We start from the raw sequence: 21,656 nt of genomic DNA on the forward strand, positions 1-21,656 counted from the left end.
TCGCCGCGTGGCTGCGTCCAGCCGGCGGTCCTCATCGGACGCCACGAAGTACTTCATCGCAGGAAGTCCGTGATCGCCGCCGCCACCCAGGCCGGATCTTCTTCCGGCAGCAGGTGCCCGCCGTCGGCGTGGACGTGTTCCCGGGCGCCGGGGATGTCGCGGGCGAAGTGCTGCCCGTCGACCTCGGCGCTGCGCAGGACCAGCGTCGGAACCGCGATCCGCGGGATTTCGGCGCTGCGGTCGGGCTGGTCGGTGTTGGCGAAGTCGACGAACGCCGACCGGTTCCCGGGGCGGCTGGTCAGCGCGTGCACCCGGTCGACCATGGCGTCGTCGACGATGGCCGAGTTCGCGCCGACGGCTTCCCGCAGCCCGCGTTCGGTCGCGCCGCGCGGCAGCCACCGCCGCAGCAGGGGACGCAGCAAGGGGTTCCGGGCCAGCCGCAACCCGGCGGGCAGCGTCTTCCCCGGGTAGCCGGTGGCGTTGACCAGGATCAGCGCGTCCACCCGGTCGGGGGCGTCCAGGGCCAGGTTCCACGCGATGTTGCCCCCGAGGGAGTTTCCCGCCACCGCGAAGTGCGGCACACCGAGTGCGGTCAGGAAGCGGGCGATCGTGCCCGCGTAGGTCCGGATGCGGTAGTCGCGGTCGGGCCGCGGTCCCGTCCGCCCGAAGCCGGGCAGGTCCGGGCGGATGACGTCGTGGGAGGCCGACAACAGCTCCGCCACCCGCCCGAAGCCCTCCAGCGAGGACCCGCTGCCGTGCAGCAGGACCAACGCGGCCCCCTGACCTGCACGGACGTAGTGGATGCGGTGGCCGTCGACCACCAGTGACCGGGTGCGCTCCATAATGGCAACAGTGTTGCCGTTATTCTCCGGTGTGTCAACGGCGGCCATACTCACGGGGTGACAAGCCCGTCCTCGCCCGCCGCGGCCGCCCGCCGGTCCCGCGGCCGCCCCGCCGTCCCGCTCGACCGCATCCTCGCGACGGCGCTGCAGCTCGTCGACGAGGAAGGCGCTGAGGCGCTGTCCATGCGGACCCTCGCCCAGCGGCTCGAATCCGGCACGGCCACGCTCTACCGCCACTTCGGCAACCGGGCGGCGTTGATCACCCAGGTGATCGACCGCGTCTTCGGCGAGGTCGGCCTCGATCCCCGGTGGCCGGCCGAGCTGAGCTGGGACCAGGCGTGCCGGGCCGTGGCCCAGGCGATGTTCGACACGCTGGGCCGGCACCCGAAGATCGCCCCGCTGCTGATCGAGCAGACCCCGACCGGTCCGAACGCCATGGTCCTGCGGGAACGCTGCCTGGCGGTCCTGCTCGACGGCGGCCTTTCGCCGAGCCTGGCCGCGCGCGCTTACGCCACCCTCGCGCGGTACGTCCTCGGCTTCGCCATCCAGTTCGCCGGATCCGGCGACGCCGCCGAGCGAGAACGCGCGTCGACGCAGTTCCACGAGCTGTCGCCGGCCGATTTCCCGGCCACTCACGCGGTCGCGGACTCGTTGCCGGTACCGCTGGCGGACGAGTTCACGTTCGGCTTGGAACTGATCATCGACGGCCTGCGCCGGCTGCAGGCCCGCTGACCGTTGCCGTTGTGCGGCCGCCCCGCGAACGGGGCGGCCGTGTTCAGCGCGCCCTTCCACGACGGGATGAGGCGTGGCTCACTTGAAACCCATACCCCCTATGGGTACCGTGAACCTGTGAGCGGGTCGTCGAAGTCACCCGCAGCCGACGAAGGGGAACCCATGACCACCAGCAGCTACACCGTCACCGGCATGACCTGCTCGCACTGCGTGGCCTCGGTCAGCGAGGAGGTCGGTGCGATCGACGGCGTCAGTGCCGTCGCCGTCGACCTGTCCAGCGGGGCTGTCACCGTCACCAGCGACCGGCCGGTCGACGACGCGCGGGTTCGCGTGGCCGTCGAGGAGGCCGGGTACACGCTCGCCGGGTAGTACCGGGCGCGGGAGGGAACAGACATGAACACCACAGCACGGCTGGCCGGGTTCGGCGGGGCGCTCGTCCTGCTGGCGGCCGGGGGTTTCGCCGTGGGGCACGCGGCCGGCCCGGTCTCGGCCGCGCCCGCCGAACACCGCGACATGGGCGGCGAGCACGCGGGCATGGCCGCTCCGGCGGACGAACTGCCGGGCGGGCTGGCGTCGAGCAAGGACGGCTACACCTTCACCGCCGGCTCCACGCCGGAGCCCGGGCGGTTTTCGTTCGGCATCACCGGCCCGGACGGCAAGCCCGTCACCGCGTTCGACGTCGAGCACGAGAAGAAGCTGCACCTGATCGTGGTGCGCCGGGACACCTCCGGCTTCCGGCACGTCCACCCGGAACTGGCGCCGGACGGCACGTGGAGCGTCCCGCTCACCCTGCCCGCGGCGGGCTCCTACCGCGCGTTCGCCGACTTCGCGCCCACCGGCGGCAAGCCGATGACCCTCGGCACCGACCTGTCCGTGGCGGGCGACTACCAGCCGGCCACCTACGCGCCGAGCCGCACGGCGAAGGTCGACGGCTACACCGTCGAGCTCGCCGGCGACCTGACGCCGGGCAAGACCTCGCCGCTGACGCTGACCGTCAGCCGCGACGGCGTGCCGGTCACCGATCTGCAGCCCTACCTCGCCGCCTACGGGCACCTGGTCGCGCTGCGCGAAGGCGACCTCGCCTACCTGCACGTCCACCCCGGCGGCGCCCCCGGCGACGGCAGGACGGCCGCCGGCCCGCAGGTGCAGTTCGCGGCCGAGGTGCCCAGCGCGGGGACCTACCGGCTGTTCCTCGACTTCAAGCACGGCGACGTCGTGCGGACCGCCGAGTTCACCGTCCCGACGGCCGGGACGCCCGCGGCCGCCGCCGGCCACGGCCACTGATCGCGGAAAGGAGCCGATCATGACCACCACCACCCCGGTCACCGAGATCGAACTCGCGATCGGCGGCATGACCTGCGCGTCCTGCGCCAACCGCGTCGAACGCAAGCTCAACAAGCTCGACGGCGTCACCGCTTCGGTCAACTACGCCACGGAGAAGGCGCACGTGCACGCGCCGGAGGGCGTCGACCCGGCCACGCTCGTCGCCCAGGTCGAAGCGGCGGGCTACCGCGCAACGCTGCCGCAGCCGGCCGAAGAGTCCGAAGTGGACGAAGACGATCCGGCGCGGCCGTTGCGGCAGCGGCTGATCACCAGCGCGGTGCTCGCGGTGCCGGTGATCCTCCTGGCGATGGTGCCGGCACTGCAGTTCACGTACTGGCAGTGGATTTCGCTGACGCTGGCCGCGCCGGTCGTCACGTGGGGCGCCTGGCCGTTCCACCGGGCGGCGTGGACGAACCTGCGCCACGGCGCGGCCACGATGGACACCCTGGTGTCGATGGGCGTGCTCGCGGCGTCGGCGTGGTCGGTGTGGGCGCTGCTGTTCGGCACGGCCGGCACGCCGGGGATGGTGCACCCCTTCGAGCTGACGATCGCGCCCTCGGACGGCGCCGGCAACATCTACCTCGAGGTCGCCGCCGGCGTCACCACGTTCATCCTGGCCGGCCGGTACTTCGAGGCGCGGTCCAAGCGCCGCGCCGGCGCCGCGCTGCGGGCCCTGCTGGAGCTGGGCGCCAAGGAGGTCGCGGTCCTGCGCGACGGCGCCGAGGTCCGCATCCCCACGGCCGAACTGGCGGTGGGGGACCGGTTCGTCGTGCGGCCCGGCGAGAAGATCGCCACCGACGGCGTGGTCGAGGACGGCAAGTCCGCCGTCGACGCGTCGATGCTCACCGGCGAATCCGTGCCCGTCGAGGTCGGCGAAGGCGACGCCGTCGCCGGCGCGACCGTCAACGCGGGCGGGCGGCTGGTCGTGCGCGCCACCCGCGTCGGCGCGGACACGCAGCTGGCGCAGATGGCCAAGCTCGTCGAAGCCGCCCAGAGCGGGAAAGCCGACGTCCAGCGCCTGGCCGACCGGGTGTCCGGGGTGTTCGTCCCGATCGTGATCGGGCTGGCGGCCGCCACGCTGGGGTTCTGGCTCGGCACCGGCGTCGGCACGGCGGCCGCGTTCACCGCCGCGGTCGCGGTGCTGATCATCGCCTGCCCGTGTGCGCTCGGCCTGGCCACGCCGACGGCGCTGCTGGTCGGCACCGGCCGCGGCGCCCAGCTCGGCGTGCTCATCAAGGGCCCGGAGGTCCTCGAATCCACGCGCCGCGTCGACACCGTCGTGCTGGACAAGACCGGGACCGTGACCGCGGGCCGGATGACCCTGACCGGCGTCCACGTGGCCGAGGGGGTCGACGAGGCCGAGCTGCTGCGGCTGGCCGGTGCCCTGGAGGACGCGTCCGAGCACCCGATCGCCACGGCGATCGCCCGCGGCGCCCGTGACCGGGTCGGGGACCTGCCCGCGGTCGAGGACTTCACGAACGTCGAAGGCCTCGGCGTGCGGGGCGTGGTCGACGGCCACGCGATCCTGGCCGGCCGCACCGCCCTGCTCGAAGACTGGAGCCAGCCACTCCCGGCCGCCCTCGCCGAGGCGAAGGCCGCCGCGGAGCAGCGCGGGCACACCGCGGTGGCGGTGGCCTGGGACGGCGCGGCCCGCGGTGTCCTGCTGGTCGCCGACACCGTCAAGCCGACGTCGGCCGAGGCGGTCGCCCAGCTGCGCACGCTGGGGCTGACCCCGGTGCTGCTCACCGGCGACAACACGGCCGTCGCCGAGTCGGTCGCGGCCGAGGTCGGGATCGACGAGGTCATCGCGGAGGTGCTGCCCGCGGACAAGCTGGAGGTCGTCAAGCGCCTGCAGGACGAAGGCAAGGTCGTCGCCATGGTCGGCGACGGCGTGAACGACGCGCCGGCGCTCGCCCAGGCCGACCTCGGGCTGGCCATGGGCACCGGCACGGACGTCGCGATCGAGGCGAGCGACATCACCCTGGTCCGCGGCGACCTGCGGGCGGTGGCCGACGCGATCCGGTTGTCCCGGCGGACGTTGCGGACGATCAAGGGCAACCTGTTCTGGGCGTTCGCCTACAACCTGGCGGCGCTGCCGCTGGCGGCGGCCGGGCTGCTGAACCCGATGATCGCGGGCGCGGCGATGGCGTTCAGCTCGGTGTTCGTCGTCGGCAACAGCCTGCGGCTGCGCCGATTCCAGTCCCGAGCCTGATCGGCTGGTCGCCGGGGCAGCGGTCCGCCGCCCCGGCGACCGGGTGATCAGCTTTGCGTGAGCAGGCCCTGCATCTCGGTGATCTCCGCCTGCTGCGCGTCGACGATCTTCTGCGCGAGCGCCTTGGCGTCGGCGTTCCCACCCTGGCTCAGCTCGGTCTTGGCCATGTCGATCGCGCCCTGGTGGTGCTTGACCATCATGCCGAGCCACATCTTGTCGAACTCGGCGCCCTTGGCGGCTTCGAGCTGTTTCAGGTCGGCGTCGGACATCATGCCCATGCCCGCCATCGGTTCGCGGGTCATGCCGGGCATGGCGGCGCCCCAGGTGGTCAGCCAGCCCTGCAGCTGCCGGATTTCCGGGTCCTGGGCCTGCTCGATCCGGCTCGCGAGGTCGAGCACCTTCGGGTTGGTGCTGCGCGACGGGACGAGCTTCGCCATGTCGAGCGCCTGGCTGTGGTGGGGGACCATCTGCTGGGCGAAGGTGACATCGCCGGCGTTGTGGCCGGCGTCCGCCTGGGCCGACGAGCCGGCGCTCATCGCGGGCATGGAGTCGTTGCCGCTGCAGGCGCCGAGCAGGACGGTGGAGGCGAGCACGAGGCCGCCGATGACGAAGTTTTTGCGCATGACAAATCTTTCTCTGTGGGTGTGCGTGAGCGGACCGTGCGGTGAAGCCGGTCGATCACGTGCGCAGGACGCACAGAGAAGTCAGGATGCTGCGGCCGCTGCTGCCCGGCGGACGGCCCCGGCTCGGTGAGCCACGGGCCTCGGTGTTCCGGGAGAACGTCGCGGTGAACCACGAAACGCCCAGGAACAGCACGACGGCCAGCAGAAGCGCGCCCGCCGCGCACAACACGGCCAGGCAGAGGTGGAGGATGTCGTGCAGGCCGCCCGGCAGGCCCGGATCGTGTTCGCCGGAGCCGGTTTCCGGTGGCGCGGTGGCTGCCTGCGGACCGGGATCGGTCATCGCGTGGATCACCGTGCCGCCGGCGGCGTTCGCCATGCCGACGTGGTGCATCGCGACGACGCCCAGGGCGAGCGCGCACAGCAGGAGAACCTGCTGCACCTTCCCGGGCCGGGTCGCCGTCACGAGCCCACCGTACCAACCACCCCGACCGCGGGCGGCTGCGCGGGATCCTGCAGCGGCAACGCGGCCAGCTCGCCCCGGGACTGCACCCCGAGCTTCGGGTACGCCTTGTACAGGTGGTGCCCGACCGTCCGCGGGCTGAGGAACAGTTGCGCCGCAGTGTCCTTGTCGGACTGTCCCTGCGCGGCCAGCCGCACGATCTGCAGTTCCTGGGGCGTGAGCCGGGCCAGTGGCCCCGGTGCCGCGGCCGTTCCCCCGCTGCCCGCGACGCCGGTGGCGACGAGCTCGCCGTCCACCCGTTCCAGCCACGGCCGGCCGGACCCTCAGCCAGTACCTGCTGGCCGGGTTCGCCATCGCCGTCGCCGGCTTGGTGCAGCTGCTGCCGAAGCGGTCCTGAAGCAGCGCCGGCCACGACGACGATCAGCGACCCGCTCGAGGCAAGGAGATACCGTGGGCGGTACTGCCACGCCCTGGTCGCATCCGGAGAAGGAGAAGTGCTTGAGCCGGTCTGCTGACATCGATTTCCGGTTCGCGGCACCCGTGGTCGTCTCGGGGTTGCTGAACGAGCTGGCCGCCGCCGGCTGCTCGCTCTCTTACCGGGGGGAGGTCGGTTATGTGTTCGACGAGGACCAGATGTTCGACTGGGCGCGGGCCGAGGATTCGCGGGTGGCCGACCTGCTCGCCCGAGCCGACGCTTTGCCGGATTCCATGACAGTCGGATTCACGATCCTGGTGGACGTTCCGAGCGAAGCAGGGGGCGACCTGCTCTTCCAGCCGGGGAGAGCGGAGGTGTCGTTGATGGCCTCGGTCAACCGGCGGAAGATCGCCCGATCCGCCGTATTCACCGACCTGGGGTGGTATCTGAACAGGCTCGTTCCGGTCCTGGAGCCGTTGGGGCTGGTCGAAATCGAGGCCAAGGATCTCGCCTAGCCGGTATGTCCTCTTCGAGGCTTATGGGCGGTCTCACGCGCTGAAGTTACGCGTGTGCGAAGCCGGTCACCAGAGCGTGATCCCGACGTCACCCGCGTGTTCCCGGCACCGGTTCGACTGGGCGGGTGATCGTCCGATTGCCGTAGCCGACAGCGCCAGGAGGAGTACCGTGCCCGTTCCGATCCCCGAAGCCCTCAGTGTCCAGGCGGAAGCCGCGCGAAGCAAGATCGCCGACCTGCGGCGGCCGGGCCGGTACCTGGTGAGCTCGGCCTTGGCGGGCGCCTACATCGGGATCGCCGTGGTGCTGCTGCTCGCCGTGACCGGGCCGCTCAACGCGGCGCAGTCGCCGTGGACGAAGCTCGTGCAGGGGCTGGTGTTCGGCATCGCACTGACGTTGGTGGTGTTCGCGGGCGGCGAGCTTTCGACCGGGAACATGATGACGATGGTGCAGGGCGCGTTCGCCCGCCGTCGTGGCGTGGGTGCCGGGTTCGCCGTGATCGCGGGATCGTTCGCCGGCAACCTGGCCGGTTCGGTGCTGTTCGCCTGGCTGGTCCACGAGAGCGGAATCCTCCAGGCCGGTGCGACTCCCGGCCACGCGGCCCCCGCCGCCGCGCTCCTGGCGGCGACGGTGAAGGCCAAGGCGGCGGAGTCCGGAGCGATGCTGTTCTTCCGGGGCGTGTTGTGCAACTTCCTGGTCTGCCTGGCGGTCTGGACGGCCGCGCGGACGAAGTCGGACGGGGCGAAGCTGACCCTGATCTTCTGGTGCCTGCTGGCTTTCATCGGTTCCGGCTTCGAACACGTGGTGGCCAACATGACGGTGTTTTCCCTCGGGATGTTCGAGAACGTCCCGGACGCGACCTTCGGCGCCTTCGCGGCGAACCTGGTCCTGGTGGGTCTGGGCAACCTGGTCGGCGGCGGGGTCCTCGTCGGCGCGGGCTACGGCTTCCTCGGCCGGGGCGACTCCACCCCGGCGGCGGAACCGCGCCCGGTCGCCGAGACGCTCGAACCCGCCTCCGCATAGGCGGTGCTGTCACGACCGGACGGCGAGCCCGGCCCGGACGGCGAGGACGACGAGCTGGGCGCGAGTGCGGGCGTTGAGCTTGGCCATCGCCCGGGTCACGTGAGTGCGAACCGTTGCGGGAGAGAGGAACAGCGCGTCCGCGATCTCGTCGTTGGACCGGCCGGTGGCGACCCAGGCGGCGATCTCGCGTTCCCGGCCGGTGAGGGTGTCGAGGCCGTCGACGCTCGTCGGCGCGGACCACCGCTCGGCGAAGGTGTTCACCAGCAGCCTGGTCACCGACGGCGAAAGCAGCGCGTCCCCGCCGGCGGCGGCGCGGACGGCGCGGGCCAGCTCGGCGGGCGCGGTGTCCTTGAGCAGGAACCCGGCGGCGCCGGCGCCGAGCGCTTCGAAGACGTAGCAGTCGATTTCGAAGGTGGTGACGACGACGACCCGCACCGCGCGCAGCGCTGGGTCGGCCGCGAGGTGGCGCAGCAGTTCGAGGCCGTCCATGCCGGGCATCCGGATGTCGAGCAGCAGGACGTCCGGCCGGTCGCGCCGCAGCCGGGCCAAGGCTTGCGTGCCGTTGTCCGCCTCACCGACCACCCGCATGTCGGCTTCGCGGTCGATCAGTGCCCGCAGGCCCATCCGGACCAGCTGGTGGTCGTCGGCGAGCAGCACCCGGATCACGAGTCCGCCGCCGGCAGGGGAACCCGGGCCGCGACCCGGAACCCGCCGCCGTCACGGGGACCGGTTTCCAGGTGGCCACGCAGTTCTTCGATCCGGTGACGCATGCCGGTCAGGCCCCGCCCGGGCGGCGCGACCGTCGACGGCGTCCCCCGGCCCCGGTCGGTCACCTCGACGAGCAGCTCGTCCCCGCGCCTGCCGACGGTCACGCGGGCGGTCGTGGGCCCGGCGTGGACCAGCACGTTGGTCAAGCTTTCCTGCACCACCCGGTGGACGGTGGCGGCCAGCGGTCCGGGAACGGGCCCTTCGACGGTGACGTCGACGGGGAGACCGCCGGTCCGGACGCGGTCGATCAGCGCGGCGAGCCCGGTCAGGCCGCTTTCGCGCGGCGGGAACGCCGCCAGCATCCCGCGCAGGTCGGCCAGCGCACCCGCACTGGTGTCGCGGACGGCTTCCAGCGAGCGGCGTGCCTGGTCCGGTTGCTCGTCGAACGCGAGCAACGCCAGCCCGGCCTGCATGGTGATCAGGGCGAACCCGTGCCCGGCGATGTCGTGCACCTCCGCGGCCAGCCGGATGCGTTCCTCGAGTGCCGTGCGCGCGACGAGGTCGTCGCGAGCCCGCCGCCGGGCCGCGTCCCGCACGTGGACCAGCGCGCCCAGCGACCACGGCAGCACGATCCAGCTGGACCAGGCCAGCGCCAGCAGGCCGGGATCGTGCCGATCGCTGAGCACCCGGACGAGGATGGTCGCTGACGACAGCACAGCGGCGGGCGCGCACACCGCCGCCGAGCGGAGCGGCGTCCGCTGCCGAGCGGTCTCGAACACCGCGAGCACGAGGCACAGCAGCACCGGCCCGTACGGATAACCGGCCAGCAGATAGCCGTTGACCAGCACCACGGCGCCGGCCAAGGCCCCCGGCGGAGTGCGGCGGCGCAGGCCCACGGTCACCACCGCGGCCGCGGCCAAGAGCGTCACACCGAGCGCGTCCAGCGGGACGGACGGGGCGGTCGCCGCCGACGGGACGGCCACGGTCCCGGCGACGACGGCGGCCGCGAACAGCCCGGCGGACACGACGTCCACCCAGGGAATCCGCGCGCCGAAAGCGTTAGGCATGCCCGGCAGCATGCCGACCGGCCGGGCGCCTGTCGTCGGCTTCGAAGCGACACCCGGCTACGTCAGCTGACGTAGCTCGTCCGGCGGCAACGCCGCTTTACGTCCGATGTGGGGCACCGGGTCCAGCCCCCACGCTGGAAGCACGCCCGCTTCGGCCACCCCCGTAGGAGGAGATCCCGTGACAACGCGCGCAAACCGGCTGCCGGCCCCGCGGCGCGGGCGGCCGCTCAGGACCGCGTTCGCGCGGGCCACCGGCCGCCACCGGACGTTCCTGATCGCCACGTGCGTGGCACTGGTCCTGGCCGCGATCGCCGACGAAGCCACCGGCTACGACGGCCCCGGACCGTTCATCTACCCCGCGTTCGCGGTACTGATCGCACTGTTGCCGTGGCGGTTCACGCCGCTGTTCGTGGTCGCCATGAGCGCGCTGTTCATCTTCGGCGGACTCGAGTCACCGGAGTTCGTGCACCGGCTGACCACGCCGGGTCAGGCGCTGAACTTCGCTGCCGCCTGGCTGCAAATGCTCGGTTTCGCCGCGGCCGCAGGTTTCGCGGTGGCCGCGGTCGTCGTTTCCCACCGGGCCGCCGGATCCCGTTCGTGAAGGAGCACACCGTGTCCCGTTTCTCCCGCAGCACACTCGTTTCGTTCGCCGGCCTCCTCGGCGGCATCGCCGGCCTGCTGGTCCAGTGGGCCGCCGACCCGGCCAGGTTTTCGGCGGCCCAGCAGTCGTTCGGAATCCCGTTCCCGCCGGGCATCCTGTTCATCGCCGGCGCGGGTTTGCTGATGCTGGCGACGTCCCGCTGGTGGTGGCACCCGATCTTCGCGGTGGTGATCGCGGTCTGGATCGCCGGCGTCGGAACCCTGGCCGGCCAGCTGACACCCAACCTGGTCTCACGCAACGTCGGCACTGTGGCCGGTACCGTTGTCATGACCGCCGCGCTGCTCCTCGCCGCGGTAGCGGGTGTCATCAGCATGGTTTCGGGCCGGCGGAGGTCGACGACCCCGGCACCTCGGTGAGTCACTGGAACGTTTCGCGCTCGCGCCGGTCGGTCCCCAACCTACCTCGCCACGCGGCAATCTTTTGGGACAACATCGTCGGCATGCTCGCCGTCGGCCTCAATGGCGCCCTGACGGTTCTCAGAATCGACCCGCGCGTGATCGTCAATCGTTCCTACGAGGCACGAATGCTGGCCGCCGGCTGGAACCTGGTGACCAGTCGCGGAGCCTCCACGAACTCGCCGATCGACGAACGCCTCGGCGTCGTCATCGACGAGGTGCAGAGCTTGCTGAGCGACTACAGCTCGGGGAGAGGCGTGACCGTCAGCAGCTCAAGCATGGAGGCGAGGAGGGAGGTGCGTGTGGTGCCGTCCCCGCTCCATAAAACGACCCAACGGCGTCTCCGCTAGGACTGAGCCCACCAGCACGCGATGACCACGGTCCGCTGCAGCGTAGGTGGTGACGTGCTGTAACACGGGCGTCTGACCGGGCGAATACATGATCACACCCGCCCGACGCTCTACATTCCTGGAGGAGAACACCGTGGCCGACCTCAAGCCCCGGCCGTACTACCACGCACAGGCCGATCTGAATGCCGTCGCCCTCGCCGCGCGGCTGAAGAAGTCATCGGAGGCCGACGGCCCGACCGACTATGCAACTCGGATCAATCTGGAGATCTTGGCGCAGTTGGTGGCAATCCGTAGGCATGCGCTGGTGCTGGCCACCATCGTGGTGACAACGGCGGTTCTCAGCCTGATCCTGTTCTTCGTGCTCCTGGGAAAACTGCCCGACAGTGTACCGTCGCGCGGTTACTGAGGTGTGCGACCGAAGTCGCCGGTCAGGTGAAGTCGCTGGGTTCGTGGAAGAGAATCCAATACGACGCGGGCCTTGGCGGTGCTGTCCGCGAGAGCGATGACGTTCCCGCGTGGCGGTCGTCCGAAGCCAGGCTTTTCTCGCCTTCGTTCATATTCTCCTTCCTTGCCCTGGGGTGGTGATAGGTCAGGGAACGAGGATGCGCAACGAGGAGTCGCCGAGACCCAGGCCGTCGAACGCGCTGCGCCACTGCCGTTCGTGGCGCCTGGCCGACTCCCGGTCACCGAGGGCCGCGAAGACTCGTTCGGCGCGGGCGTGGGTCCGGGCGATCTCGAGCGGCGCGTCGAGCTGTCGCCAGATGGCCAGTGCGCGTGTGAGCGGCGCGACCCCGGCCGTGGGCTGGTCACGAGCGCGGGCGAGATCCGCGACGAGGCCGAGGGCGAGGCCGAGACCGAGCCAGTCGGCGTTGTCCTCGTAGGTGCGCACGACGCCGTCCATGGCTTCGGCCGCGACACCCCACCCGCCCCGGAGCGCGTCCAGCTCGGCGTGGACGTGGTTCAGGTACGCCGCCATCTGGTCGTTACGTGTCTCGCGCGCCGTGGCAAGTGCTTGTGCCACCACGGTTTCCGACTCCGCGATCCGGCCGGCCTCCATCAGCGCGACCGCGCGTTCCACCTCACAGCGCAGGCCCAGCCGGACGTCGCCGAGCAGGTCGGCCCCCTCGGCCGCCCGGTCGATGCAGGGCAGCGCGTCCCCCGGGCGCCCCGCCTCGAGGTGCATGCTCGCGGTGGCGACGTCCAAGGAGACCGTGGTCGGCGATGTCGGGACGAGCCGCGGGCCCAGCTCGGCGATGCGGTGGGCGGCGTCGGTCAGCCGCCCGGCCCGAAGCAGTCCCCAGACGCCGTTGACCAGCGCCCGCTCCTCCGCGGACCGGTCTCCCAGCCGCCGCGCGAGCTGCTCCTGCTCCGCCGCCAGCGCCAACATCTGCCGGGCTCGCGCGGTCCGGGAAACCCAGGGGAACAGCACCGACAACAGCCGCAGCAGCGTCTCGTCCGGGCCAGTACGGCGGACGTGCTCGACGACTGCGAGCAGCCGCCGGCCCTCATCGGCGGTGAAGGCACGCAAGTTCAAGTAGGCGCCGAGGCTCAGTGCCAGCTCGCCCGCGACCGCGCTACCCGGCAGCCCGCAAGCCTCGTCGACCGCGGTGAGCAGGTTCGGCAGCTCGATGTCGAACCAGTCGCGGGCGTCCGCGGTGGCGTCGGCCAGCTGCCCGTCGGCCTTCTTGGCGCGGTCGAGCCAGGCCCTCAGATGGCGCTCGACGACGACGGCGCGGGCCTGAGGCGTTTCCTCGGCCAGCGCCCGTTCGCGAGCGAAGGCCGCGACCAGCCCGTGCATCCGGTACCGGCGCCGGCCCAGCGCGTCATGCGCGGCGAGGTCGACGAGATGCAGATCGACGAGGTGGCCGAGCAGCGGGCTCGCGGGATCCTCCGACAGCGCCGCGCCGACCCAGTCGGGCCATTCGGACATCGGGACCAGGCCCAGGTAGCGGAACAGGCGCCGGGACCCGGCGTCGAGCGCCCGGTAGCTCAGCTCGATGGCGGCCCGGACGTCGAGGTCCCCGATGCTGAGCCCGTCGAGACGGCGGCGTTGCTGGGCCAGCTCCGTGGTCAGTTCGGCGATCGTCAGGTCCGGTCCGACGGCGACCCGCCCGGCCGCGATGCACACCGCCAGCGGCAGGCCACCGCAGAGCTCGACGAGCTCGGCCGCCGCGTCCGGTTCCGCCGCGGCCCGGCGCGCACCGGCGATCCTGGTCAGTACCGCCAGCCCCGCGTCCGGTTCGAGCACGGGCACGGTCCAGCGGGACGCGCCGAGCAGCGCACCGAGGCGACGGCGCGAGGTGATCAGCGTGGCGCAGGACGGCGTGCCGGGCAGCAACGGCCGGACCTGGCGCTCGGCCGCCGCGTCGTCGAGGACGACCAGGATTCTCCGCCCCGCGAGCGCGGTGCGGTACCGGGCGACCCGCTCCTCCGGGTCGTCGGGTATCTCGGGCCCGGCGACCCCGAGCGCCGCCAGCAGCCTGCCGAGCACCGTGTGCGCGTCGACGGCGGCGCCACCCGCGCCCCGCAGGTCGGCGAACAGCTGCCCGTCGGGAAAGTCCCCGGCGAGCGCGGCCCCCGCGGCGAGCGCCAGTGACGTCTTCCCGATCCCCGCCGGGCCCACGAGCAGCCCGATCGGGGGGACGGTCCCCGTGGGCCGGTGCAGGGCCGCCCGGATCTCGGCGAGCAACCCGTCCCGGCCCGCGAGCTCGGTCGTCAGCCCGGGGAGCTGCCGGGGTACCGCCCGGACCGGCGCGGCCGGGCCCGTCAACCCGGGGTCCTGCCGAAGGATCCGCTCGTAGAGTTCGCGGGCGGCGCAGGCGGGCTCGACGCCCAGTTCGTCACGCAGCCTGGTCCGCAACGCGGTGTAAGCGTCGATCGCGTCGCTCTGCCTGCCCGCGCGGTACAGGGCGGTCATCGCGAGCACGACCAGGCTCTCGCGCAACGGATGGTCCGCGACCGCCTCGGCCAGCTCCTGTGGGCAGGGCGAACCGCCTTCGTCGAGCACGGTGGCGAAATGACGCTCCAGCAGGGAAAGACGTCGTTCCACGAGCGCGTCGGCTGCTCCGCGCAGGATCTCGCCGTCCAGCCCGGCCAGCGCCGGTCCGCGCCACAGCCGCAGCGCCGCATGCCGGTCCCCGGCCTTGGCGAGGGCGTCGAACTCGACGACGTCGCACCGGAGACCCGTGAGGTCCATCCGGAAGCCCGTCCCCTCGGCCACGATGACCGACTCCGGCGCCCCGGCCGCCACGAGCGTCCGCCGCAGGGCGGTGACGAGATTGCGGACCTGCCGGACGGCGGTGTGCGGGGGTGCGGCGTCCCAGACCGTGTCGACGAGCGAGGAAACTGTCACCAGCCGGCCCTCCGCGAGCGCCAGCGCCGCCAGCAGTTTCTGCTGTCTCGCCCCGCTCAGCGGCACCCGCGCACCCGCCGCGTGCACCTGGACGTCACCCAGCAGCAGAATCGAGACCTCGGCCACGGTTCCCCTCCCTGTCGCAGACCTTAGCCGCACCGGCGCCTGGAAACGACCCGTCCGCCGGCAATGCATGCGCGATGCACCGGCGATGCGGCCGCCCGCGAGCCTGGGTGAACCCGGAGAGGTTTCACCGAGGAAAGGGAATCAGCATGCAGGTGAAGGGCAAGGCCGGAAAGCTCGTGCGAGCGGCGGTGGCCGTCCTGGGGATGGGGATCGCGGCTCCGATCGCGCTCGCCGGCTCGGCACAGGCGTTGACGTATGTCGGCAGCGATGCGGGGGTCGAGGGACGCTGCCACAACTCGTCCTACTACCTGTGCCTGTACTACAACAGCACCCGGACGACGGCGTGGTGGGGAACCCAGACCTCGGTGTCGGATCTGGGCACCCGGACGTTCTTCGCCGGCACGGGCACGGGCTCGGGAACACACGTGAAGAACAACGCGGCGGCTGTCTCGTGTGACGCCGGATCGAGCTCGATCTGCTACATCTTCTCGCTGCCCGGCTACACGGGTGGTCGCGACTGGCTGTACGGCGGCTCGAGCGGCCGGCTGCAGGAGACCTACAACGATGACGCCTCCGTGAAGATCAGCTGGGGCTGAGCCGATGCCCACGCCGTATCGCCGCTTGATGCCCGCCCTGCTCGCCCTCGGCCTGATGACCGGCTGCTCCGCAGTGGCCGCGGTGCCGGCCCCCAGTCCGGCTCCCCCGGCCGACGTCGTGACCGACGACCTCGAGCTCCCGATCAACGCCTACCGGTCGACCGCATGGGAGACCGGGGAGCTGATCCTGGCCCGAGCACTCTTGATCGACGACTGCCTGACCCGGTCCGGCCCGCGCCACGGCGCGGCGCCCGACCAGGCCGGGTCCGAGCGGCAAACCCGGAACCGGATAGCCGATTTCGGGTTCCACGGCAACAAGCGGCGATACGGCGTGACCTCGGCCGAGGACGCGCGCCAGTACGGCTACCACCTGCCGACCTCGCTGAACGGCGCCGAGGCCGCCCAGCCGGAGAAGGCACCGCCGGGCCAAGCGGCATGTGCCGCGGAAGCGGGCAAGACCTTGGCGCTGGAAAGCGGCGACGCCGAACTGGCGCGCGGGATAGCGTCGGCCTCCTTCAGCGAGTCACTCGGGGATCCACGGCTGGGGAAGGCGGTGGCGGCGTGGTCCGGCTGCATGAAAGCCAAGGGGGTCGAGCAGAGGGATCCGCTCACCGCGGTGTCGGCGTTCGACCTGAACGGTGCCCTGACCCAGCGGGAGATCGCGACCGCCACGGCCGACGTCGCGTGCAAGCAGCAGACGGGTGTCGTCGAAACCTGGCGTGAGGTGGAGACCGAGTACCAGAACGCGAGGATCGCGGAGCACCACGACGAACTGCGCACCATCCTGGACGAGCACACGCAGCTGATGAAGCGCGTGGCCGCGGTCATCGCCGAACACTGACGCGGCGAACGTCCGTCCCCCGGCCCCGATCACCGAGGGTGCCGCGGCCGCCCGAAGCGGCCGGATCGGCTTTCCGAGGTGAAGTGAATGGCCTCGAAGTCCGTCCGGGCGATCGACAAGCGCGCCTATCACCGAAGCGGCACCGAGCACGTGCCCGCCAGGCCGGTGAGCGCCGCGCCGAGACCGCGGTCGCCGAGCACAGCCCGCGGGTGGGCCGACGACGATGGACGTGGAGCTGCCGTGCGGATCGTGATCGCCGAGGACGAGCCCCTGCTGCGCGAAGGGCTGGCGCCGCCGCTGCGGGCCGAAGGCTTCGATGTGGTCGCCACGGCGAACGGTCCCGGCGCGTTCCTCGCCGCCGTCGACGAGCACCGGCCGGACGTCGCGATCGTCGACGTGCGCATGCCGCCCAGCCACACCGACGAGGGGATCGTTGCCGCCGTGGAGGCCCGGCGCAGGCAGCCGGACCTGGCCGTGCTCGTGCTCTCTGCGTACGTCGAACAGGCATTCGCCACCGACCTGCTGGCCCACGGTTCGGCGCGGCTCGGCTACCTGCTCAAGGAACGCGTCGGCCGGGTGGAGGAGTTCCTCGCCGCGCTGCACCGGGTCGTCGGCGGCGGCACGGCCGTCGACCCCGAGGTGATCGGTCAGCTGCTGGCCCGGTCCCAGCCGGACAGTACGCTGGCTTCGCTCAGTCCACGCGAACTCGAAGTGCTCGCGCTGATGGCCGAGGGCCTCGGCAACGCGACGATCGCCGAAAAGCTGTTCATCACCGAGAGTGCGGTCCACAAGCACATCCGCGGAATCTTCGCCAAGCTCGGCCTCGCCCCGGAGGACCGGACCGACCGCCGCGTCGCCGCCGTATTGTGTTACCTGGAATCGCCGCGGTAGTCCGGGCGGGCACCCCAGCTCGACGGAAGTTCCGGCTGCTCTCGTCACCGGGCCACGACCACCGAACCGGCGAGCGGCCCGAGCCGCACCGCGTGGGTCCCGCGCGGCAGGCCGCGCACTTCGAACGAGACCCGGGTGGTCTGGTCCTTCCGGACCGCTGACCTGTGGTTTTGCGGTGCCCAAGGGTGGCGCTGGGGGTTCATCGGTGGAGCTAAGGGGCCGAGGTCGGCGATGATCGCTGACGGCTGCTCTTCGGGTGGGGCTGGGGCGTGCTGACGCAGCATTGAGACGGTGTGTATAGAGCACGCGGTCGCCGGATCTTCGCCCAGTGTGTCTGACCTGTCGGGGTCGGTCCGGGCCCCTGCCGACGCTGGCCTGGCGTACCCGAGCGAACCGCCGGGCGGTCACATCGTGGTTGGCCGGAGCTCCCCGGCGCCTGCGGGCAGGAAACGTTGGCTTGAACGGTGGCGTGATCAGGGCTTTTAACGTATCGGGCGGCTGGGCGCTCTTATAAGTCAATCGATGGATCGACGAGGCGAAGGACGGCCACGTGGATATGGATGACTACGGTTTTGTTCCCCTGGCCGGCGTTACGGAGCCGGCACGGCTGGTCGGATGGGTGGCGCTGGTGGAGGCACTGACCCAGCTCAATGGTGCGGCCGCGTTCTGCGGCACGTGCGTCGTGAGCGGCGTGATGGCGGCCGCGGCGTTGCGTGCCGGGGGGTACCGCCTGAAGGTGGTGCTGGTGTCCGTCGGGACGCGCGAGCCACCGCCGAAGGGCTTCGTACACGCATGCGGCCAGGGTGGCTTGTCCCCCTGGGAGGGTTCCGGTGCCCGATGAGGAGCAATTCGCCACCGGCGACTCCGCCGCGGACGGGAGAGTGGCTTACCCGGGCGGCTTTGACGACTTCTTCCGTGCTGAATACCGGAAGCTGGTGAAGGCGTTGATGGTCATGGAGGGGGCTTCCCCGACCGACGCCGACGACTGTGTCGCTCACGCGATGGAGAAGCTGTTCGAACGTTGGCACCTTCCCGTTTCCGACCCCGGCCGGGTACGCCATCCTCGGGCTTACGCGATGAAAACGGCAAGGCGTCGGCTCAAGGATGAGCGGCACCGCCTGCAGTCCGTCGCGCTTGACGAGGACGGGTCGATGCTGCCGACCGACAAGTCGGCGCTGACGGCACTGGAAGATCGTCAGTTCGTCGCGAACACGCTCGCGTGCCTGCCTTCGGCGCAGCGTCAGGTAATGCATTTGATCACCGAAGGCTACACGCCGGCGGAGATTGCCGAGGTTCTGCACAAGAAACCCAACAACATCCGCCAGATCATCCATCTGGTCAAGAAGCGGCTGCGTCCGCTGTTGGATCCCCCGGCGATCGGCTCGCCCCAGGAAGAAGAGGAGCGGTAGTGGCCAGCGATGATGACCACTCTGTGGCTGAGGCACTGCGGGAGCAGCTGAACCTTATCAGCGAGATCGTCGAGGAATACATCACCGACGACGGCTTGGAGGCCAGGCTGCGAGCGCTCAAGGACAGGGCCGGCGACCACGTTCCCGGGGGACCCGCCCGGTTCATTGGCCGCCGTGCGCTGCTGGACGACCTACTGGCGCTGACGCGCGGATCACGGCGAGAGCCTGCGGTGCTCACCGGCCCGGGAGGCGCGGGCAAGACGACGGTGGCCACGGCCTTGGCCGAGCACGTCCGGGAACAGGGTGGTCGGGTGTTGTGGGTCTCGGCCCTCGATCCGGTTGCCCTCTCGCAGGGGCTAACGGCGGTGGCGCGGCAGATGGGCGCGGCCCCGCACGACGTCGAGGCGATCGCCCGGGGCACGGTGGACGCTGCTGACCGCTTCTGGAGGCTGCTCGACCGCGCATCCCCCGGGTGGCTGCTGGTGTTCGACGAGGCTGATGATCCCCGGGTGCTGTCGACCGGAACTTCGCCGGCCGGAATCCAGGATCTGACGGGCTGGGCGCGCTCGTCTGCGCACGGCCTGACGCTGGTGACCAGCCGAGAGACCGACCCGCGGATGTGGGGAGCGGCACGGATCCTGACCATCGGCGCGCTGGACGAGAACGACGCCGCCCGGATGCTGCGCGAACTGGCGCCGGCGGCGGGCGATGAAGACCAGGCCAGGGCGCTGGCTCGCCGCCTGAACGGCCACCCGCTGAGCCTGCATCTGGCAGGCAGCCACCTGCGTTCGCGAGCCACCCGGCGAGCCACCTTCGCCGCCTACGAACTGGCGGTCGGCGGGACGGTCGAATCCAGTCTGCGGAAACGTCCCACCGCAGCAGCCATGGGGGCGCTGGCGGGCCGTGCCGTGGAACTCTCCCTGGACGAGCTGGCACAGCGAGGAGTCCCGCAGGCTCGGCCAGTGCTGCAGCTGGCCAGCTGCTACGCCTCCACCGCGATCCCCGAGCGTCTCCTCCACGTCGGTTTCCTGCCCGGTCCGCCGGACTTGCGTGACACCACTCCACCGATCCGGCACCTGGACGAAGCGATGCGGGGGCTGCGAGAGGTCGGCTTGATCCACTACGGCTCCCCGGACGGCATCGTCGTGCATCCCGTCGTCGGAGCGGCCGGCCGAGCCAGCCTGGACGGGCCGGAACCGCGCCCGGACGGGATCCGGCACGCCGCGGTCGCCCTCCTTGCCGCCGCTGTCGCCGGCCTGCCCCCTGATCAGCCAGCGGCCTGGCCCGAGTATTCACTGCTGGGACCCCATCTGCTGAGCCTTCTGGAGACCACAGCGCAGCACGTGGACCGGGAGCATCTCGTCCAGCTTCTGGAAGCCGCCGCCCGCATGGCCTGGGCGTTCAACCTCAGCGGATCAGGCCGAGCGGGGAAAGTTCTGTGCGAACGCGCCCTGGCCCGCAGCGCTGAGCTGGGGAACGAGCATCTCACGGTGCTTCGCCTGCGCCACATGCTGGCGTGGGCGGTCGCGGACCAGGGTGATCTGGCCGGAGCGGAAAGCCTGTACCGGGACGTGCTCCAGAACCGGCTGCGGCAGCTCGGCCCACAGCACCCGGATGTCTTCCGGTGCCGACACGAACTCGCCTGGATCGCCGGTTGCAGGAAGGAATGGACCAAGGCCGAGAAGGGCTATCGAGCGGTCCTCCGCGACAGTGCCGGCGTTCTGGACTCCGACGACCCCGATATCCTGATAACCCGCCATGAACTCGGCTGGGCGATCGCGAACCAGGGGCGGGTCAACGAGGCCCGAGCAGTCCTCCGAGCAGTCCTCGAAGACCGTCTGCGGGTGCTCGGCCCCGCGCACCCGCGAACTCTGGGAACCCAGCACGAACTCGCCTGGATCACCGCCAGGGAAGGCAGATGGGCGCAAGCCGAGACCGGCTACCGCAACCTTCTCGACCTGTGTGTGCAACTCCTCGGTGCAGATCATCCCGAGACGCTCGTCATCCGGCACGAGCTTGCCTGGATCGCGGCACGCCGCGGCCGGACGGCGGAGGCGGAGGCCGGTTACCGGGACGTCCTCGACCGCCGTCGCAAGGTGCTGGGCGAGGACCACCCCGAAACGCGGGCGACAGTAGTGGCGCTGGAGGAACTCAGGCACGGCCGGATCGTCGACGCCCGCCACTCCGTCTGATCACCGATCACTACCGGCCCCGTTCGAGGAGATCCACGATGATTCTGACCGAACACCTCAGCAAGGCGGTTGACGAACTGGCGCCGCGAGATCGTCCTATCATGCTGCACGCGTCGTTGCGCTCCTTCGGAGCGCCCGTCGCGGGTGGCGTGGATGCCCTGCTGGACGCGTTTCTGGCTTGCGACCGCACCGTACTGGTGCCGACCTTCACCGAACGTCAGTTCGGTGTGACCCCTCCTGTCGGCCTGCGGCCGCTGCGCAACGGCATCGACTACTCCGAATTCCCCGCGGTGCCCACGGTTACGGAAGGCACCCCGTATACCACCGACTGCGGGCTTATCAACCCAGGACTGGGTGTGCTCCCAGCGGCCGTGATCAGCCGCGCCGGCGCTGTGCGCGGTACGCATCCGCTCAACTCGTTCGCCGCACTCGGCCCCCTGGCCGGCGAATTGATCGCGGCGCAGAGCCCCTCCGACGTGTACGGCCCAATCCGCGAACTGGCTGCTCGGGACGGGTTGATCATCCTGATCGGGGTGGGGCTCAACCGGATGACAGCGCTTCATCTGGCCGAACAGCAGGCGGGGCGTCGCCTGTTCCTGCGCTGGGCTCGAAACGTCGACCATCGAGTGTCCATGGTCGAGGTCGGATCCTGCTCCGAAGGGTTCCCGCGTCTGGGGTCAATCCTGCGCCCCCACGTACGTACCGCGGTCGTCGGCGGATCGCGGTGGCAGGCCTTTCCCGCGCGGCCAACTCTCGCAGCCGCTACGGCGGCTATCAGGGAAGACCAGGGCATCACTCGTTGCGCCGCCGACGACTGCCTGCTGTGCCGTGACTCGATCGCCGGAGGCCCCCAGACGACATAGTCGCCAGAGCTTGAAGCGGCGTGTCGCTCGAGCCTGCGGGCGCCGACGCGGAGCGGCGGTTC

General features: G+C 71.1%; 23 protein-coding genes and 1 pseudogene. 17 read left to right on the forward strand and 7 right to left on the reverse strand.

Translation table 11 applies throughout. The features are described 5' to 3' along the window. Positions 1-53: 53 nt before the first annotated feature. Positions 54-842: an alpha/beta hydrolase gene (locus AB0M93_RS13565; protein WP_364272391.1), complete on the reverse strand. Its 789-nt coding sequence runs from the start codon at positions 840-842 to the stop codon at positions 54-56. 57 nt (positions 843-899) lie between these two features. Between AB0M93_RS13565 and AB0M93_RS13570 the strand changes: the two genes are divergently transcribed. From AB0M93_RS13570 to AB0M93_RS13585, 4 genes are all read left to right on the forward strand, one after another. Next, positions 900-1,574 (forward strand): TetR/AcrR family transcriptional regulator, encoded by a 675-nt coding sequence (locus AB0M93_RS13570; RefSeq protein WP_364272394.1) that lies wholly within the window; start codon positions 900-902, stop codon positions 1,572-1,574. Positions 1,575-1,736: 162 nt separating this feature from the next. Next, a complete protein-coding gene (locus tag AB0M93_RS13575) occupies positions 1,737-1,943 on the forward strand; it encodes a heavy-metal-associated domain-containing protein (protein ID WP_364272397.1) in 207 nt (68 codons plus the stop codon). A 24-nt stretch (positions 1,944-1,967) separates the two neighbouring features. Then, complete coding sequence (locus AB0M93_RS13580) at positions 1,968-2,858, forward strand: hypothetical protein (protein ID WP_364272400.1); 891 nt, start codon at positions 1,968-1,970, stop codon at positions 2,856-2,858. A gap of 19 nt (positions 2,859-2,877) precedes the next feature. After that, entirely contained in the window at positions 2,878-5,109 is a 2,232-nt protein-coding gene (locus tag AB0M93_RS13585) for a heavy metal translocating P-type ATPase (protein WP_364272403.1), read from the forward strand. 47 nt (positions 5,110-5,156) lie between these two features. On the opposite strand, the gene AB0M93_RS13590 is transcribed toward AB0M93_RS13585, so the two are convergent. The 3 genes and pseudogenes from AB0M93_RS13590 to AB0M93_RS13600 form a co-directional block, all read right to left on the reverse strand. After that, positions 5,157-5,732, reverse strand: coding sequence for a DUF305 domain-containing protein (locus AB0M93_RS13590; RefSeq protein ID WP_364272405.1), 576 nt, complete (start codon positions 5,730-5,732; stop codon positions 5,157-5,159). 55 nt (positions 5,733-5,787) lie between these two features. After that, a complete protein-coding gene (locus AB0M93_RS13595; protein WP_364272408.1) occupies positions 5,788-6,195 on the reverse strand; it encodes a DUF6153 family protein in 408 nt (135 codons plus the stop codon). After that, positions 6,192-6,506, reverse strand: a pseudogene (locus AB0M93_RS13600) (helix-turn-helix transcriptional regulator); the annotation flags it as partial. The gene AB0M93_RS13595 and the pseudogene AB0M93_RS13600, both read right to left, overlap by 4 nt. Before the next feature lie 136 nt (positions 6,507-6,642). On the opposite strand from AB0M93_RS13600, the gene AB0M93_RS13605 reads away from it, so the two are divergent. Together AB0M93_RS13605 and AB0M93_RS13610 are read left to right on the forward strand one after the other, a co-directional pair. Then, entirely contained in the window at positions 6,643-7,122 is a 480-nt protein-coding gene (locus tag AB0M93_RS13605) for a hypothetical protein (RefSeq protein ID WP_364272411.1), read from the forward strand. A 169-nt stretch (positions 7,123-7,291) separates the two neighbouring features. After that, positions 7,292-8,143 carry a formate/nitrite transporter family protein gene (locus AB0M93_RS13610; RefSeq protein WP_364272414.1) on the forward strand — a complete coding sequence of 284 codons (852 nt, stop codon included), beginning with the start codon at positions 7,292-7,294 and terminating at the stop codon, positions 8,141-8,143. A 9-nt stretch (positions 8,144-8,152) separates the two neighbouring features. On the opposite strand, the gene AB0M93_RS13615 is transcribed toward AB0M93_RS13610, so the two are convergent. Both AB0M93_RS13615 and AB0M93_RS13620 read right to left on the reverse strand, forming a co-directional pair. Next, positions 8,153-8,809 carry a response regulator transcription factor gene (locus tag AB0M93_RS13615; RefSeq protein ID WP_364272417.1) on the reverse strand — a complete coding sequence of 219 codons (657 nt, stop codon included), beginning with the start codon at positions 8,807-8,809 and terminating at the stop codon, positions 8,153-8,155. Beyond that, complete coding sequence (locus AB0M93_RS13620; protein WP_364272420.1) at positions 8,806-9,918, reverse strand: histidine kinase; 1,113 nt, start codon at positions 9,916-9,918, stop codon at positions 8,806-8,808. The genes AB0M93_RS13615 and AB0M93_RS13620 overlap by 4 nt, the downstream gene beginning before the upstream one ends. 178 nt (positions 9,919-10,096) lie before the next feature. Here AB0M93_RS13620 and AB0M93_RS13625 point away from each other — a divergent pair, with 178 nt between their 5' ends. From AB0M93_RS13625 to AB0M93_RS13640, 4 genes are all read left to right on the forward strand, one after another. Then, the gene (locus tag AB0M93_RS13625) at positions 10,097-10,519 is read left to right on the forward strand and encodes a hypothetical protein (RefSeq protein WP_364272423.1); all 423 of its coding nucleotides are present in this window, start codon (positions 10,097-10,099) and stop codon (positions 10,517-10,519) included. 11 nt (positions 10,520-10,530) lie between these two features. Continuing rightward, a complete protein-coding gene (locus tag AB0M93_RS13630; RefSeq protein WP_364272426.1) occupies positions 10,531-10,935 on the forward strand; it encodes a hypothetical protein in 405 nt (134 codons plus the stop codon). Between the two features lie 83 nt (positions 10,936-11,018). Beyond that, the gene (locus AB0M93_RS13635) at positions 11,019-11,324 is read left to right on the forward strand and encodes a hypothetical protein (protein ID WP_364272429.1); all 306 of its coding nucleotides are present in this window, start codon (positions 11,019-11,021) and stop codon (positions 11,322-11,324) included. Positions 11,325-11,457: 133 nt separating this feature from the next. Further along, entirely contained in the window at positions 11,458-11,730 is a 273-nt protein-coding gene (locus AB0M93_RS13640) for a hypothetical protein (protein ID WP_364272432.1), read from the forward strand. A gap of 183 nt (positions 11,731-11,913) precedes the next feature. Here the strand turns inward: AB0M93_RS13640 and AB0M93_RS13645 are convergent, their stop codons facing one another. Continuing rightward, the gene (locus AB0M93_RS13645; protein ID WP_364272434.1) at positions 11,914-14,802 is read right to left on the reverse strand and encodes a BTAD domain-containing putative transcriptional regulator; all 2,889 of its coding nucleotides are present in this window, start codon (positions 14,800-14,802) and stop codon (positions 11,914-11,916) included. A gap of 146 nt (positions 14,803-14,948) precedes the next feature. Between AB0M93_RS13645 and AB0M93_RS13650 the strand changes: the two genes are divergently transcribed. From AB0M93_RS13650 to AB0M93_RS13680, 7 genes are all read left to right on the forward strand, one after another. After that, complete coding sequence (locus AB0M93_RS13650; RefSeq protein ID WP_364272437.1) at positions 14,949-15,398, forward strand: hypothetical protein; 450 nt, start codon at positions 14,949-14,951, stop codon at positions 15,396-15,398. Positions 15,399-15,426: 28 nt separating this feature from the next. After that, positions 15,427-16,239, forward strand: coding sequence for a hypothetical protein (locus AB0M93_RS13655; protein ID WP_364272440.1), 813 nt, complete (start codon positions 15,427-15,429; stop codon positions 16,237-16,239). Positions 16,240-16,479: 240 nt separating this feature from the next. Beyond that, positions 16,480-17,130 carry a response regulator transcription factor gene (locus AB0M93_RS13660; RefSeq protein ID WP_364272443.1) on the forward strand — a complete coding sequence of 217 codons (651 nt, stop codon included), beginning with the start codon at positions 16,480-16,482 and terminating at the stop codon, positions 17,128-17,130. 550 nt (positions 17,131-17,680) lie between these two features. Next, entirely contained in the window at positions 17,681-17,971 is a 291-nt protein-coding gene (locus AB0M93_RS13665; RefSeq protein ID WP_364272445.1) for a hypothetical protein, read from the forward strand. Further along, positions 17,961-18,539: a sigma-70 family RNA polymerase sigma factor gene (locus AB0M93_RS13670; RefSeq protein ID WP_364272448.1), complete on the forward strand. Its 579-nt coding sequence runs from the start codon at positions 17,961-17,963 to the stop codon at positions 18,537-18,539. The genes AB0M93_RS13665 and AB0M93_RS13670 overlap by 11 nt, the downstream gene beginning before the upstream one ends. Continuing rightward, positions 18,539-20,731: a tetratricopeptide repeat protein gene (locus tag AB0M93_RS13675; protein WP_364272451.1), complete on the forward strand. Its 2,193-nt coding sequence runs from the start codon at positions 18,539-18,541 to the stop codon at positions 20,729-20,731. The genes AB0M93_RS13670 and AB0M93_RS13675 overlap by 1 nt, the downstream gene beginning before the upstream one ends. 38 nt (positions 20,732-20,769) lie before the next feature. Then, complete coding sequence (locus tag AB0M93_RS13680; RefSeq protein ID WP_364272454.1) at positions 20,770-21,594, forward strand: AAC(3) family N-acetyltransferase; 825 nt, start codon at positions 20,770-20,772, stop codon at positions 21,592-21,594. Positions 21,595-21,656: the final 62 nt, after the last annotated feature.

The organism is Amycolatopsis sp. NPDC051102, from assembly GCF_040682815.1.
Classification (GTDB): domain Bacteria; phylum Actinomycetota; class Actinomycetes; order Mycobacteriales; family Pseudonocardiaceae; genus Amycolatopsis.